The following is a 14,003-nucleotide window of genomic DNA, read 5'->3' on the forward strand; positions in this document are numbered from 1 at the left end:
GGAACATCCATGACCTACCTCCCCTCCCCGGCCGCCCGCCGCCAGCTCGGCAAGAGCGGCATCGAAGTTTCCGCCCTTGCGTGGGGCAACTGGCGCATGGAAGGCGAAGCCGCCGACGCCGTGCGGCTGCTGCATGCGGCGCTGGATGCCGGGATCGACTTCGTCGACACCGCCGACATCTACGGCTTCAACGGCACCGACGGCTTCGGCGATGCGGAAGCGCTGCTGGGCAAGGCGCTCGCCAGCGAACCGGGCCTGCGCGAAAAGCTGGTGATCGCCACCAAGGGCGGCATCATGCCCCCCCTTCCTTACGATTCAAGCGCAGAATACCTCACCAGCGCCATCGACGCCTCGCTCACTCGCCTCGGCACCGACACGGTCGAGTTGTGGCAGATCCACCGCCCCGACATTCTTACGCACCCTTCGGAAATCGCAAAGGCCGTCGAAGCGGCACATAAGGCGGGCAAGATCCGCAGCTTCGGCGTTTCCAACTTCACCGTCAGCCAGATTGCCACGCTACAACAGTTCGTGAACGTGCCGATCGTCTCCACCCAGCCCGAAATCTCTGCCTTGCGCCTCGACACGATCGAGAACGGCGAGCTGGATCAGGCGATCGCCATGGACATGGCCGTGCTGGCATGGTCGCCGCTGGGCGGTGGTCGTATCGCCAACCCTGAAGACGCGCGTACGAAGGAAGTCGCCGCGCTGCTGGACCAGACTGCGGAAGAGTTCGGCGTATCTCGCACCGCAGCCGCCTACAGCTGGATCATGGCGCACCCCGCGCGCGTCATCCCCATCGTCGGATCACAAAAGGCAGACCGGATCGCGGAAGCCACTGACGCACTCAAGGTCCGCTGGACCCGCGCCAGCTGGTACGCGGTACTGGTCGCATCGAAAGGAGAGCCCCTGCCGTGAGTTCAACAGACAAGACCTGCGAAGTCAGCTGGTTTTCGGCGCTGTGCGACGATGACTACGAGTTTCTCGGCCAGCCCGACCCGGCGCTGGCGTCGAGCTGGGAGCATTGCCGCAACATCGTGCTGCAGGCGGAAAAAGGCGGGTTCGACAACATCCTGCTGCCTTCCGGCTATGCCCTTGGCGTGGACACGACGATCTTCGCCGGGGCCATCGCGCCTCTCGTGGAGAAGATCCGCCTGCTCATGGCCGTGCGCATGGGCGAGGACTGGCCGCCGCAGCTGGCACGCCGTATCGCCACGCTTGACCGCATCCTGGGCGGGCGACTGACGGTGAACATCATCTCGTCCGACCTGCCGGGCGAAAAGCTGGACAGCCGCGCCCGCTACCAGCGCACGCTGGAAGTGATGCAGATCCTCAAGATCATGCTGAACGGCGAGCACCTGAAATACGAGGGCGAGTTCTACAACCTCGACCTTGCACCGGCGCGTATCACGACAGTTTCGGGCAAGTGCCCGCCCCTCTACTTCGGCGGTCTGTCCGAAGACGCGCGCGAGGCTGCGGCGCAGGGCTGCGATGTCTACCTGATGTGGCCCGACACGATGGACAAGGTGCGCGAGACGATCGCCGACATGACCGCGCGGGCGGCGAAGTACGGCCGCACGCTCAAGTTCGGTTACCGCGCCCACGTCATCGTGCGCGAAACGGAGGACGAGGCAAGGGTCTATGCCGACCGCCTGCTGTCCAAACTGGATGATGCCGCCGGGGAAGCGATCCGCCAGAAGTCTCTCGACACCGCCAGCGTCGGGGTGACCCGTCAGGCGGAACTGCGCTCTGCCGCAGGCGGTGACGGTTTCGTCGAGGACAACCTGTGGACCGGCATAGGGCGCGCCCGTTCGGGCTGCGGGGCGGCGATCGTCGGCGATCCTGATCAGGTGCTGGCGAAGATCCGGGCCTATCAGGCCGAGGGCATCGATGCCTTCATCTTGTCAGGCTACCCCCATGCGGCCGAGGCGGACCTTTTCTCACGGCATGTCCTGCCGCAGATCAACCATGCGCCGCTGGTGCTCTGACGTTCGGGGCTGACCCTTCAGCCATACCCGCGCACAGGCGAAAACGAAACAACCCAGGGCAGCATCGTGCCGCCCTGGGTTGTTTCGTTTCAGCCGCGATGGCGAGGGAGGGCATCACCCTCCCCCTTCAATCAATGCCCGTCGGCAGCACACACCGCAATGCTGGTCAGGTTCAGGATGCCGCGTGCAGTAACGCCCGGCGTCAGCACGTGGATCGGCTGCGACAGGCCCAGCAGCATCGGCCCGACCGTGGGCGAGCTGGACGAGGCAGACAGCGCCGTCAGCGTGATGTTCGCCGCATCGAGGTTCGGCATCACCAGCAGGTTCGCCGCCCCCTCGAAGCCCGAATCAGGCACCAGCTTTTCGCGCAGCGCCTGGCTGAGTGCGGCATCGGCGTGCATTTCACCGTCCACCTTCAGTTCCGGCGCAACCTTGCGCACCAGCTTGGCCGCGGAACGCATCTTGCGCGCGCTCGGGCTGTTCGACGAACCGAAGTTGGAATGCGAGAGCAGCGCCACCTTCGGGTCAAGACCGAAGCGACGCACCGCGTCCGCTGCCAGCACGGTCATTTCCGCGATCTGTTCCGGGGTCGGATCAGGAACCATGTGCGTATCGGTCAGGAACAGCACACCGGCATCGAGGATCAGCCCCGACAGCGCATAGACGCGCTTCACGTCAGGCGCGCGATCGATGATGCGCAGTACGTGTTCGATCTGCCCCCAGTATTCCGAATTGCCGCCGACCAGCGCCGCATCGACCTTGCCAGTGCGCAGCAGCATGGCGGCGGTGACGGTGGGGCGACGATAAGTGTGGCGAATGACTTCGGCGGTGGGCACGCCCTTGCGACCAGCAATCGCGCCATAGGCCGCGACCAGTTCGCTCATCAGATCATGGTCGTTCTCGGGGTCGACAAGGTCGACATGCTCGTCGAGGCGGAACGACAGGCCCAGTTCGGGCAGCTTCTGTTCCAGAATGCGGCGGCGGCCCACCAGCGTCGGGCGTACCATGCCTTCGTCCAGCGCATCCTGCACGGCACGCAGCACGCGCTCATCCTCACCCTCACCATAGGCGACACGCTTCATCGCACCGCGCGCGGCCTGATAGACCGGCAGCATGAGCTGGCCCGAACGGGTATTCATATTGCCGAGCGAACGCTTGTACTCGGCAATGTCGAGCGTCTTGGTGGCAACGCCCGAATCCATCGCTGCCTGAGCGACGGCACCGGCGATCTCCACGATCAGGCGCGGATCGAACGGGGTCGGGATGATGTATTCCGGGCCGAACACCAGCTTGCGGCCGCCATAGGCCTGCGCCACGCTGTCATGCGCGGGCATGCGGGCAAGACCGGCGATGGCTTCGGCAGCGGCGGCCTTCATCGCCTCGTTGATCTGCGTCGCGCCCGCGTCCAGCGCGCCGCGGAAGATATAGGGGAAGCACAGGACGTTGTTGACCTGGTTGGGATAGTCCGAACGGCCCGTAGCGATGATCGCGTCCGGGCGTACTTCGCGGGCAGCTTCCGGGCGGATTTCCGGCTCGGGGTTGGCAAGCGCGAAGATCAGCGGATTTTCGGCCATCAGCGGCAGCCACTCGGGCTTGAGCACGCCCGGCGCCGAAAGACCAAGGAACAGGTTCGCGCCCGGCAGCACATCAGGCAGTGCGCGTGCGTTGGTGTCGCGGGCATAGCGCGCCATGTTGGGCAGCATGCCTTCGCGGCCCGAGTGGATAACGCCGTCCTTGTCCGTCAGCGTCACGTTCTCGACCGGCAGGCCCATGGACACCAGCAGATCGACGCAGGCCAGCGCCGCCGCGCCCGCGCCCGAGGTAACCAGCTTGGCGTCAGCCAGCGTGCGGCCCTGTAGCACCAGCGCATTACGCACCGCCGCGGCAACCACGATCGCGGTGCCGTGCTGGTCGTCATGGAACACCGGGATGTTCATGCGCTTCTTCAGTTCGGCCTCGATGTAGAAGCATTCCGGCGCCTTGATGTCTTCAAGGTTGATGCCGCCGAAGGTCGGCTCCAGCAGTGCCACCGCCTCGATGAACTTGTCCGGGTCGATGGTGTCGACCTCGATGTCGAAGACGTCGATGTCGGCAAACTTCTTGAACAGGACGGCCTTGCCTTCCATCACCGGCTTCGAGGCCAGCGCGCCGATCGCGCCAAGGCCGAGCACGGCGGTGCCATTGGAGATAACTGCGACGAGGTTACCGCGCGCGGTATAATCCAGCGCCTTCTTGGGATCTGCCGCAATCTCTACGCAGGGCACGGCGACGCCGGGCGAATAAGCCAGCGCGAGGTCGCGCTGGTTCACCATGCGCTTGGTCGGTTCGATGGTCAGCTTGCCGGGCCGAGGCAGGCGGTGGTAATCAAGTGCGGCGCGGCGCAGCGTCTCGTCCATGTGTTCGTCCCGTGGTCAGTGGCCAAAGTCAGGGTGCGACCCCATCGTCGAGGCGATAGGGGCTCGCTGCTCCCCCAACACGGTTCGGACGCGCCTGTCGAGTGCCAAAGGCGCAAAATCGGCTCGAACGACACACTTCGTCATGCGAAGCGGACGCGAACGGTCCCTGCGCACCGGCTCGGTGGGGGATGCGCAGGGACCGTCCGTGATCCCGGATCACACCGGGATCAAAGGTGAGATGTAAAGCTTAACGCGGGGGCTGCTCCGTGCCGACCGGCGTGGTGTCCTCCAGCCCCCCGCCAAGCGAGCGATAGAGTTCCACCAGGTTGCTCGCCTGCGTCAGCCGCGTGGTAACGAGGGTCTGCTCGGCGCCATAGGCTGTGCGTTGCGCGTCAAGCGTGGTCAGGAACGAATCCACGCCCGAACGGAACCGCGCGTCAGAAAGCTTGGCCGCCACGCCCGCAGCTTCAGCCCGCGCAGTCTGGGCACGGATCTGATCGCCGATGCGGCCACGCTGGGCCAGGGCATCGGAGACTTCGCGAAAGGCCGTCTGCACTGCCTTCTCGTAAGTGGCCACAGCCACCTTCTGCGACGCCTTGGCATATTCCAGATTGCCCGAACGCCGCCCGAAATCGAACAGCGGCAGCGATGCGCTGGGCGATCCGGTGTAGGTGTAGGTGCCGTCCTTGAAGAGCCCGGAAAGTGCGGTGCTCAGCGTACCCAGCGTGCCCGTCAGCGAAATCGTCGGGAAGAACGCCGCACGGGCCGCGCCGATGTTGGCATTCTCGGCGATCAGTTGATGCTCTGCCTGCAGCACGTCGGGACGGCGCAGCAGCACTTCGGAGGATACATCGCCTGGCAGCGCATTACGGGTCATCGGCTCTGTGCCGAAGCCGGTCGGCAACTGCTCTGCGGGCACGGTGGTGCCGGCCAGCAGGTTGAGCGCATTCTGATCACGCGCCACACTGGTTTCCAGCGCGGCGATGTCATTAAGCGCGCCCTGATAATTCGTCTCGGCCTGACGGACTTCCAGTTCGGAGCCGGTGCCGATGCGGAACTGAGCCTGCGTCAGTTTGAGTGTTTCCTCAAACGCCTTGGCCGTATCGCGCGAGATGCGCAGCTGTTCGTTATCCGACGCCATCGTCAGCCAGGCATTGGCGATCTCCGCGATCAGGCTGATGCGGGCTGCACGCTGCGCCTCTTCGCTTGCGAAATACTGCTCCTGCGCCGCGCGCGACAGGTTGCGGACGCGGCCGAACAGGTCGAGTTCGAACGAGGAAAGGCCAACGGTCGCCTGGTAGATTTCCAGGTCAGAGCTGGTCTGGCCGGTGCCCGCCCCGCCCTGCGCACCGAACACGTTGTTGGTATAGGTCGCAGTGCCGGTGGCATTGACGGTGGGCAGCCGATCGGCGCGCTGCACCCGGTACTGGGCGCGAGCCTGCTGAACGTTGCCCGCCGCGATCCGAAGATCGCGGTTGTTGGCAAGGCCCGTCTCGATGACCTGCCGCAGCCGGTCATCAAGGAAGAAATCGCGCCAGCCGATCCGCGATACGTCCACTGCGTCAGTCGGCGCTGCCGGATAGACGCCGCCCTGCGGCAGCGCCACCGGGACGGCTCCCGCCGGCCGCTCGTACTTGGGGGCAAGGTTGCACCCGCCCAGCAGAGTGGTTCCGACGAGCAGGATGAAGATAGACTTTTTCATGTTCAGCTTTCCTGCGGTGCCGCGCCGTGGGCGCCGTCAGCATGGGGCTCTTCATCGGATTGCGGCATCTGGCGGTCGGTCTGCCCATGTTTGAACAGGCGGGCCACGACCACGAAGAACATCGGTACGAAGAAGATCGCGAAGACCGTGGCGGAGAGCATGCCGCCCACCACCGCGCGACCGATCGCGTTCTGACCTCCGGCACCTGCGCCGGTCGATACCGCCAGCGGCAGCACGCCGAAGACGAAGGCGAGCGAGGTCATCAGGATCGGACGCAGACGCAGCTTGGCCGCTTCCATCGCCGCATCGAACGCATTCATGCCGGATTGCACGCGCTCTTCCGCGAATTCGACGATCAGGATCGCGTTCTTGGCGGAGACGCCGATCGTGGTGATCAGGCCGACCTGCAGGTAAATGTCGTTACCAAGCCCCGTGAGCCACGCCGCAAACAGCGCGCCAACGACACCCAGCGGCACCACCAGCATAACCGCGATCGGCACCGACCAGCTCTCATACAGAGCGGCAAGACAGAGGAACACGACCGCCAGCGACAACGCATAGAGCATCGGCGCCTGACCGCCCGAAAGGCGTTCCTCGTAGGACAGACCTGTCCATTCGATGGCGGTGCCCGCAGGCAGCTTCTGGTGCATCTCCTCGATCGCCTGCATCGCGCCGCCGGTGCTCAGACCCTGACCCGGCGCACCCTGCAGCTGCATGGCGGGACGCCCATTGTAGCGTGTCAGGATCACCGGCGCCTGTTTCCAGGACAGTTCGGAGAATGCGCTGAACGGCGCCATCTGGCCGCTCGTGCCGCGTACATAGAGGTCCGAAAGAGCCTCGGGCGAGGAACGATAGGCCTGATCCGCCTGAACGTAGACGCGCTTGGTGCGGCCACGGTCGAGGAAGTCGTTGACGTAGGCACCGCCCCAGGCCGTGCTGATTTCCGAATTGACGGCTGACAGGTCGAGGCCGAGCGCTGCGGCCTTGTCCTGATCGATCTTGACGTCGAGCTGCGCCGCGTCGTCAAGGCTGACCGGGCGGACCTGCGCCACGCGGTTGTCCTGCGCGGCCATGCCCATCAGCTGATTGCGCGCGGCAAGCAGCTTTTCATGCCCTTGGTTGGTCTCGTCGACCAGCCACATGTCGAAGCCCGTCGCGTTGCCCAGTTCCTGCACTGCAGGCGGGGTCAGTGCGAAGATCATGGCATCGCGATACTGGGAGAATGCCCCCATCGCGCGCCCGATGATCGCCGGTGCCCGATTGTCTGCGCCGCTGCGTTCTTCCCAGTCCTTGAGACGGATGAACGCCATGCCCGCATTCTGGCCCTGGCCGGAGAACGAGAAGCCGTTGATCGTGAAGATCGAATCGACGTTGGCCTTTTCATCCTCAAGGAAGTGCTTGCGCACCACGTCGAGGCCCTTCTGGGTACGCGGCAGGGTTGCGCCCGAAGGCCCCTGCACCAGCGCAAAGACCACACCCTGATCCTCGTCCGGCAGGAAGCCGCCGGGCAGGCGGGTGAAGAGGAACACCATCGAACCGACGATCAGCAGATAGACCAGCCCCGAACGCTTCCAGCCGGTGGCAGTACGGCGCACGCCGCCCTGATACTTCTCGGTGCCGCGATCGAACTTGTCGTTGAACCAGCGGAAGAAGCGGGCCAACAGACCATTGCCTTCAGGGCCGCCTTCCTTGTGCGGCTTGAGGATCGTGGCACAGAGCGCAGGCGTGAGGATCAACGCCACCATCACCGAGAGCGCCATCGACGAGACGATGGTGATCGAGAACTGGCGATAGATAACGCCTGTGGAGCCGCCGAAGAACGCCATTGGCAGGAACACCGCCGAAAGCACCAGGCCGATGCCGATCAGCGCGCCGCTGATTTCGTCCATGGACTTGCGCGCCGCCTGCTTGGGCGACAGATGCTCGGTCTGGATCAGTCGTTCGACGTTCTCGACGACGACGATCGCATCATCGACCAGCAAGCCGATGGCCAGCACCATGCCGAACAGCGTCAGCGTATTGATCGAATAGCCCAGCACCGCCATCACACCGAAAGTGCCCAGCAGCACCACGGGAACAGCGATCGTCGGGATCAGCGTCGCGCGCCAGTTCTGAAGGAACAGGAACATGACGAGGAAGACGAGCACGACAGCCTCGACCAGCGTGTGGACCACCTGCTCGATCGAGAGGCGCACAAAGGGCGTGGAATCGTAAGGGAAAGAAACCTTGACGTCAGACGGGAAGTTCTTGGAAATCTTCTCAACTTCGGCCTTCACCGCATCAACCGTGTCAAGCGCGTTTGCGCCCGACGCAAGCCGCACGCCGAAGCCTGATGCCGGCTTGCCGTTGAACTGCGTATCGAAGCCGTAAGTCTCGGCGCCAAGTTCCACGCGCGCGACGTCACGCAGGCGTACCACTGCGCCGCCCTGCGTCGAACGGAGGCGGATGTTGCCGAACTCCTCAGGCGTCTGCAGGCGCGACTGGACCGATACGGTAGCGTTGAGCATCTGCTCCTTGGGAGCCGGCAATGCGCCGATCTGGCCCGCGGAAACCTGCGCGTTCTGCGCGGTGATCGCCGTCGTGACGTCGGCCACCGTCATGTCGTAGCTGCGCAGCTTCAGCGGATCGACCCAGATACGCATCGCATACTGGGTGCCGAAGATCTGCAGTTCGCCCACGCCGTTGATACGGCTGACCGGATCCTGCAGCTGGCTGACGATATAGTCCGAAAGGTCGTTGGCGGTGTGGCTGCCGTCCTCGGAATAGATCGCGGTGACAAGCAGGAAGCTTGCCGCCGACTTCTGTACCTGCACGCCCTGACGCTGCACTTCCTGCGGCAGCAGCGGGGTTGCGGCCTGAAGCTTGTTCTGGACCTGAACCTGCGCGATGTCGGGGTCGGTGCCCTGCTCGAAGGTCAGGGTGATCGTCACCGTGCCCGCCGAGGAGGAGGATGCCGAGAAGTAGCGCAGGTTGTCGATGCCCTTGAGCTGCTGCTCGATGATCTGCGTCGTCGTGCGCTCAAGCGTTTCGGCGTCCGCGCCCGGATAGGTAGCCGCGATCGACACCGTAGGCGGCGCAATCTCGGGGAACTGGGCGATCGGCAGGCTGCGGATGGCGATAATGCCCGCCATCATCAGAACGATGGCGATGACCCACGCAAAGATGGGCCGGTCGATGAAATAGCGTGACATGGCCGATTACTGACCCTTGTTCGCGGGAGCGCCGGCAGCGGGCTTGGCCCCCTGAGCCTGGCCCTGAGCCTGAGCTTGACCCTGCGGTGCAACCGGCTTCACCGGCATGCCGGGACGCAGCATCTGCGCACCGTCGACGACGACCTTGTCGCCCGCCTTGAGCCCGCCGGTCACCAGCCAGTCCTGACCGACCGTGCGGGGGGCGGTGATCGGACGCATCTCAAGCTTGTTCTGCGCCCCGACGACAAGGACGGTCGGATTGCCCTTTTCGTCGCGCGAAACGGCGGCCTGCGGGACCAGCAGCCCGTTGGCCTTGGTCGCCTGTGCGAACTCGGCGCGCACGTACATTCCGGGCAGCAGCAGGCCGCTCGGATTGGGGAACTGGGCGCGGATGATCTGGCTGCCGGTGGTGGGATCGACGGTCACGTCGGTGAACTTGAGCACGCCTTCCTGCGGATAAGTGCTGCCGTCCTCCAGCTTGAGCTTCACCGCAACGTTTCCGCTGGCGCTGACATCGCCCGCAAGCAGCTGCTGACGCAGCCGCAGCACGTCGGCGCTGGACTGCTGGATATCGACGAAGATCGGGTCAAGGCGCTGGATGGTCGTCAGCGCATCGGTCTGCGAAGCGGAAACGAGCGCGCCGGTAGTATACGTCGAACGCCCGATCCGGCCGGAGATCGGCGCGCGGATGGTCGTGCGCGCAAGATCGATCTGGGCCGTGCGCAGCAGCGCCTCCTGCGCGGAAACGTCCGCCCGCGCCTGCTGGGCGCTGGTCACCGCGTTTTCGTAATCCTGCCGCGAAATCGCGTTGATCTTGACGAGTTCGCCGTAACGACGCGCCAGCGCATCGCTTGATGCGATTGCCGCGCGCGAACGGGCAAGGGCCGCGCGCGCATTCGCCACTGCGGCCTCGTAAGGTGCAGGATCGGTGCGATAAAGCGGCTGGCCAGCGCGAACCTGATCGCCCTCTGTGAAAAGACGCGCCACGATCAAACCATTCACCTGCGGGCGCACGTCCGAACTTTCGTATGCGCTGGTGCGCCCCGGCAGCTCATTGCTGAGCGTGACCGACTGCTCACGCACCGCGACGACGCCCACCTGGGGCGGTCCCGCCTGAGGCTGCTCCTGTGCTCCTCCACAGGCGGAGAGAATCAGCACTAGGGCTGGAGCGATCTTTTTCATGGAGTTAATCCGCCAAGAGGGTTAAAGCGTGAGTGAGCGTTCACTCATGATTCGCGCGTCTGTTATTGCGTCGCAGCATGAAATGCAAGCCGGACAGGGACATGACAAACGAGAATACATTGGATCGCCCCCGGGCCGCGAAGTCTGCAGCACGTCGAAAACATCTTCTCGACACCGCGCGTAACCTTTTTGTCGAGCGCGGGTTCCATCAGACCGGAATGGCGCAAATTGCTGCGGCCTCCGGGATCGCCGTGGGCCAGATCTATCGCGACTTCGCAAACAAGGAAGCGATTATCGCGGCCATCTGCGAATCGGAAATCACGGCCTGGCTGGACGAGGAAACGCTGGGTGCTGCCGTGGCCGCCAATGACCGCGACGCCATTCTGGCCTGGATCGAGCGCGTCGGCCTTGAAGAGCCGGACTGCGAGGATCGTCGCCTGATGTGCGAACTGCTGGCGGAAGCGGGGCGCAATCCTGCGATCAACCAGATGCATGTGAAGGTTGATTCCCGCCTGCGCGAAAGCCTTGGCGCAGCCCTTGGCTCGCTGGCGCCGTCGGCCGCCGCGCAGCGCCACTCCACAGTCGCGGACTTCATCATCGCCATGTCCTGGGGAATGGTCGCGCTGCGCGAACTGTCTCCGGGCAGTGATCACGAGACGCTTCATTCACGCCTGGCCCAGTTGCTGCGGCAGGAGGTCATCGCACTGGAGGCATAGATCACACCTTTGCAATTGTTGCGCCGCACAAAGGTTTACGACAAGAGAACACTGTTCTTTTGGCACACTGGACATTGTTTCACGGTTGTATCATCCTGCCCTTCAACGCCGGCCGAATGGCCGCTCGAGAGGACTGGATGATGATCGAGAACAGTGAAGTCGATTCCGGCGAAAAGGCGATGATCCTGCTTCAGAGCCTGATTTGCTACCTGCGTGAAAAGAATGTGCTGTCGCGCGCCGACATCGAGGAACTGCGCGACCGCGTGGAGGCCCGAATCGCCGCAACCGAAAAGAACCTGCCCTGCACCGCGGCCCTTGCCGCAGCGGCAGCAACCGAAATGCGCGAACTGGACGACTATTGCGGCAAGACCTACGGCGGCAAGCATCGTCGTCGGGTAAACTGATCGCGCCCTGAAACGCTTCGGCGTCGATCCGCTCAAGCAGGGCCAGTACTGCCCCGCAAAATCATGGCGTGCGCCAGCATGAGCCGGAATGCAGGATCTGCGCAGTCCTTGCGGAACGCCGGATCGACAAGGATATCCACCGCAGCGGCAGCCATTTCCGCGTTCGGCTGACGGATCGTGGTGATCTGCGGCCAGGCTGCGCGCGACGAAGCCACATCGTCGAACCCGCAGATGGACAAGGCATCGGGCACTGCAACGCCCCTTTTCATGGCCGTGATCAGGGCGCCAAGCGCCATGTCGTCATTGCAGGCAAAGATCGCCGTCGGCGTTTCGGGCAGATCCAGCAGCAATTCGCCAAGTTCAAGCCCGGAACGGAAGCTGAAATCGCCGCGCAGCATGGCGTCTTCGTTCACTGCAAGGCCCGCGGCTTTCATGGCGGCGCGGTAGCCTTCCTCGCGCCGGGCCGATGCGCTGTGGCTTTCAGGCCCCTGGATGAACGCGATCCGGCGATGGCCGAGCGACAGCAGGTACTCGGTCATTTCCCCCGCGGCGGCGCGGTCGTCCATCCACACCGCGCCCGAATCGCGCGGAGGGTAGGAGGGGCCGATCAAAACGTAAGGCACGCCCGCATCGGCGAAAATCCCCAGTAATTCGGCATCGTCGCAGATCGGCGGCGCAAGGATGGCGCCGTCCAGCCGCAGCCCTGACAGACTGGCGCGCACGTGATCCTGCCATCCCGCCCGCTGCCGGTCCACCGGCTCCACAACAAGGTGATAACTGCGTTCGCGACATTGCAGCAGCGCGCCGTGCTGGACTTCGGCGGCGTAACCGGACACCGGGTCATCGATGAACAGGCCCAGCAGGTATGAGCGCGAGCTCGACAGGCTGCGGGCGAAGGCGTTGGGCCGATAGTTGAGTTCGGCGACCACGCGCTGCACCGTTTCGCGGATTTCGGGGCGGACGTGATCTTCGCCGTTGATGACCCGCGAAACGGTTTTCGGGGAGACTCCGGCGCGGGCGGCGACGTCCTTGATGGTTACGGTTTTCATGCCCGCTTCCCCTGACAGATCGACGCAAATCCGCCAATCAGCACATAGCAGAGGGCCGGCACGACCAGCGAGGGGAGCAGTCCAGCCACGTCGGCGACCATGCCCGTCACGACAGGCACCAATGCGCCGCCGACCACCGCCATGCACAGCCACATCGAGGCGACCGGCGCCGCGCGGGCATCCTCAGGCAGCGCGAGAGCGTAGATCGTGGGGTACATGATCGCGTTGCACAGCCCCACCGCGACCAGCGCGATGGCCCCTGCGGCACCGGGCAACACAACGGCACTCAAGGTGCACACAACGGCACCTAACGATACCCAAAGCAACATCCGCGCTTCTGAAATGCGCCGCATACCCCATGCACCGGCGAACCGGCCGACCATCGCGCCGCCCCAGTAGAGCGCCACCAGTTGCCCCGCCGTCACAGCGCTGGCGCCAAGCCGGTCAGGCCGCATCAGCACGCTGGGAAGCAGCCCACCGATCGCCACTTCAGCGCCGACGTAGACGAAGATCGCCAGCGTCCCCCAACGCAACCGTCGCGATTCGAGGAGAACGCGGAACAGCGCGTGCGTGGGCACGAAGCCATCGTCCTGCCCTTCCGTGTCCAGCCGTCCCGTTTCCAGAGGCTTGCGATGCCGCGCATAGGCAATCCCCAGCGCAGCGGTCACGAGCGCGGTCAGGATGAACGGCAAGGCAGCGATCGGTCGCCATTCGTGGCCGTGATCGACTTGTGCCAGCAGCAGCGGCGCGCTCACCAGCGGGCCGAGTACGGTGCCCAGCGAGTTGAACCCCTGCAGCAAAGTCAGCCGCCCTGCGGCCCCACGCGACGGGCCGATGACGGTGACCACCGTGTTCGACGCGATCTGCAGGAAGGTCTGCCCTCCGGAGAGCAGCAGCAGCGCGCCCAGCACCAGCGCGAACGACAGGCTGCCCTGCGCCACCGCAAGCGCCACGCAGCCTGCCGCCATGACCGCCAGCCCCAGTGAGATCGCGCGGATATAGCCAGCCGCGACGATGAAGGCGGTGATCGGCAGCGCGAACAGCAGGTAGCTGAGATGGAACGCCAACTGCACCAGGAAGGCCTGCGCATAGTCAAGCGTCAGCATCAGCTTCAATTGCGGCACCAGCAGGCTGACAGAAGACGTCAGGAACCCGCCGATGAAGAACACCCCCACCGACAGCCGGAACAGCAGCGTGGGTGCATCGGGTTTTTCCAAGGAGGTCAGGGCCTTCGCCATCAGGGCTGTCATGTCTGCCGGGCATCCTTAACGCGCTGTCCACTCTGGAGGAAGCCGCCCCGTCTGGATAGCAATTTTGACATCGATGTCAAAATTCGTTGACAACGATGTCAAGCTTTGGTCTATCCGCGATCGGAAAG

10 protein-coding genes are annotated in these 14,003 nt (G+C 64.3%); 4 read left to right on the forward strand and 6 right to left on the reverse strand.

The window, feature by feature from the left end; genetic code table 11:
• The first annotated feature begins 9 nt into the window (after positions 1-9).
• Both A8V01_RS23935 and A8V01_RS23940 read left to right on the forward strand, forming a co-directional pair.
• Positions 10-915, forward strand: a complete 906-nt coding sequence (locus tag A8V01_RS23935; RefSeq protein WP_103098750.1) for an aldo/keto reductase — start codon at positions 10-12, stop codon at positions 913-915.
• The gene (locus tag A8V01_RS23940; RefSeq protein WP_103098751.1) at positions 912-1,985 is read left to right on the forward strand and encodes an LLM class flavin-dependent oxidoreductase; all 1,074 of its coding nucleotides are present in this window, start codon (positions 912-914) and stop codon (positions 1,983-1,985) included. The genes A8V01_RS23935 and A8V01_RS23940 overlap by 4 nt, the downstream gene beginning before the upstream one ends.
• 131 nt (positions 1,986-2,116) lie before the next feature.
• Here A8V01_RS23940 and A8V01_RS23945 read toward each other — a convergent pair whose 3' ends face one another.
• The 4 genes from A8V01_RS23945 to A8V01_RS23960 all read right to left on the reverse strand — a co-directional run bounded on the left by A8V01_RS23945 (position 2,117) and on the right by A8V01_RS23960 (position 10,456).
• Positions 2,117-4,381, reverse strand: coding sequence for an NADP-dependent malic enzyme (locus tag A8V01_RS23945; RefSeq protein WP_103098752.1), 2,265 nt, complete (start codon positions 4,379-4,381; stop codon positions 2,117-2,119).
• Between the two features lie 247 nt (positions 4,382-4,628).
• Complete coding sequence (locus tag A8V01_RS23950; protein WP_211295134.1) at positions 4,629-6,083, reverse strand: efflux transporter outer membrane subunit; 1,455 nt, start codon at positions 6,081-6,083, stop codon at positions 4,629-4,631.
• 2 nt (positions 6,084-6,085) lie between these two features.
• Positions 6,086-9,274, reverse strand: coding sequence for an efflux RND transporter permease subunit (locus tag A8V01_RS23955; RefSeq protein WP_103098754.1), 3,189 nt, complete (start codon positions 9,272-9,274; stop codon positions 6,086-6,088).
• Between the two features lie 6 nt (positions 9,275-9,280).
• A complete protein-coding gene (locus A8V01_RS23960; protein WP_103098755.1) occupies positions 9,281-10,456 on the reverse strand; it encodes an efflux RND transporter periplasmic adaptor subunit in 1,176 nt (391 codons plus the stop codon).
• Between the two features lie 101 nt (positions 10,457-10,557).
• Here A8V01_RS23960 and A8V01_RS23965 point away from each other — a divergent pair, with 101 nt between their 5' ends.
• Both A8V01_RS23965 and A8V01_RS23970 read left to right on the forward strand, forming a co-directional pair.
• A complete protein-coding gene (locus tag A8V01_RS23965; protein ID WP_103098756.1) occupies positions 10,558-11,172 on the forward strand; it encodes a TetR/AcrR family transcriptional regulator in 615 nt (204 codons plus the stop codon).
• A gap of 116 nt (positions 11,173-11,288) precedes the next feature.
• The gene (locus A8V01_RS23970; RefSeq protein ID WP_245892796.1) at positions 11,289-11,576 is read left to right on the forward strand and encodes a hypothetical protein; all 288 of its coding nucleotides are present in this window, start codon (positions 11,289-11,291) and stop codon (positions 11,574-11,576) included.
• Between the two features lie 32 nt (positions 11,577-11,608).
• On the opposite strand, the gene A8V01_RS23975 is transcribed toward A8V01_RS23970, so the two are convergent.
• Together A8V01_RS23975 and A8V01_RS23980 are read right to left on the reverse strand one after the other, a co-directional pair.
• Positions 11,609-12,625 (reverse strand): LacI family DNA-binding transcriptional regulator, encoded by a 1,017-nt coding sequence (locus A8V01_RS23975; RefSeq protein WP_103098757.1) that lies wholly within the window; start codon positions 12,623-12,625, stop codon positions 11,609-11,611.
• Positions 12,622-13,875 (reverse strand): MFS transporter, encoded by a 1,254-nt coding sequence (locus tag A8V01_RS23980; protein WP_103098758.1) that lies wholly within the window; start codon positions 13,873-13,875, stop codon positions 12,622-12,624. The genes A8V01_RS23975 and A8V01_RS23980 overlap by 4 nt, the downstream gene beginning before the upstream one ends.
• Positions 13,876-14,003: the final 128 nt, after the last annotated feature.

It is taken from the genome of Novosphingobium guangzhouense, assembly GCF_002896965.1.
Lineage (GTDB): Bacteria > Pseudomonadota > Alphaproteobacteria > Sphingomonadales > Sphingomonadaceae > Novosphingobium > Novosphingobium guangzhouense.

Excerpts from the sequence above, each read along its gene's own strand:
- A8V01_RS23935 (WP_103098750.1), top strand. The coding sequence starts at position 10 with ATGACCTACCTCCCCTCCCCGGCCGCCCGCCGCCAGCTCGGCAAGAGC.
- A8V01_RS23945 (WP_103098752.1), bottom strand. The coding sequence starts at position 4,381 with ATGGACGAGACGCTGCGCCGCGCCGCACTTGATTACCACCGCCTGCCT.
- A8V01_RS23950 (WP_211295134.1), bottom strand. The coding sequence starts at position 6,083 with ATGAAAAAGTCTATCTTCATCCTGCTCGTCGGAACCACTCTGCTGGGC.
- A8V01_RS23955 (WP_103098754.1), bottom strand. The coding sequence starts at position 9,274 with ATGTCACGCTATTTCATCGACCGGCCCATCTTTGCGTGGGTCATCGCC.
- A8V01_RS23960 (WP_103098755.1), bottom strand. The coding sequence starts at position 10,456 with ATGAAAAAGATCGCTCCAGCCCTAGTGCTGATTCTCTCCGCCTGTGGA.
- A8V01_RS23965 (WP_103098756.1), top strand. The coding sequence starts at position 10,558 with ATGACAAACGAGAATACATTGGATCGCCCCCGGGCCGCGAAGTCTGCA.
- A8V01_RS23970 (WP_245892796.1), top strand. The coding sequence starts at position 11,289 with ATGGCCGCTCGAGAGGACTGGATGATGATCGAGAACAGTGAAGTCGAT.
- A8V01_RS23975 (WP_103098757.1), bottom strand. The coding sequence starts at position 12,625 with ATGAAAACCGTAACCATCAAGGACGTCGCCGCCCGCGCCGGAGTCTCC.
- A8V01_RS23980 (WP_103098758.1), bottom strand. The coding sequence starts at position 13,875 with ATGACAGCCCTGATGGCGAAGGCCCTGACCTCCTTGGAAAAACCCGAT.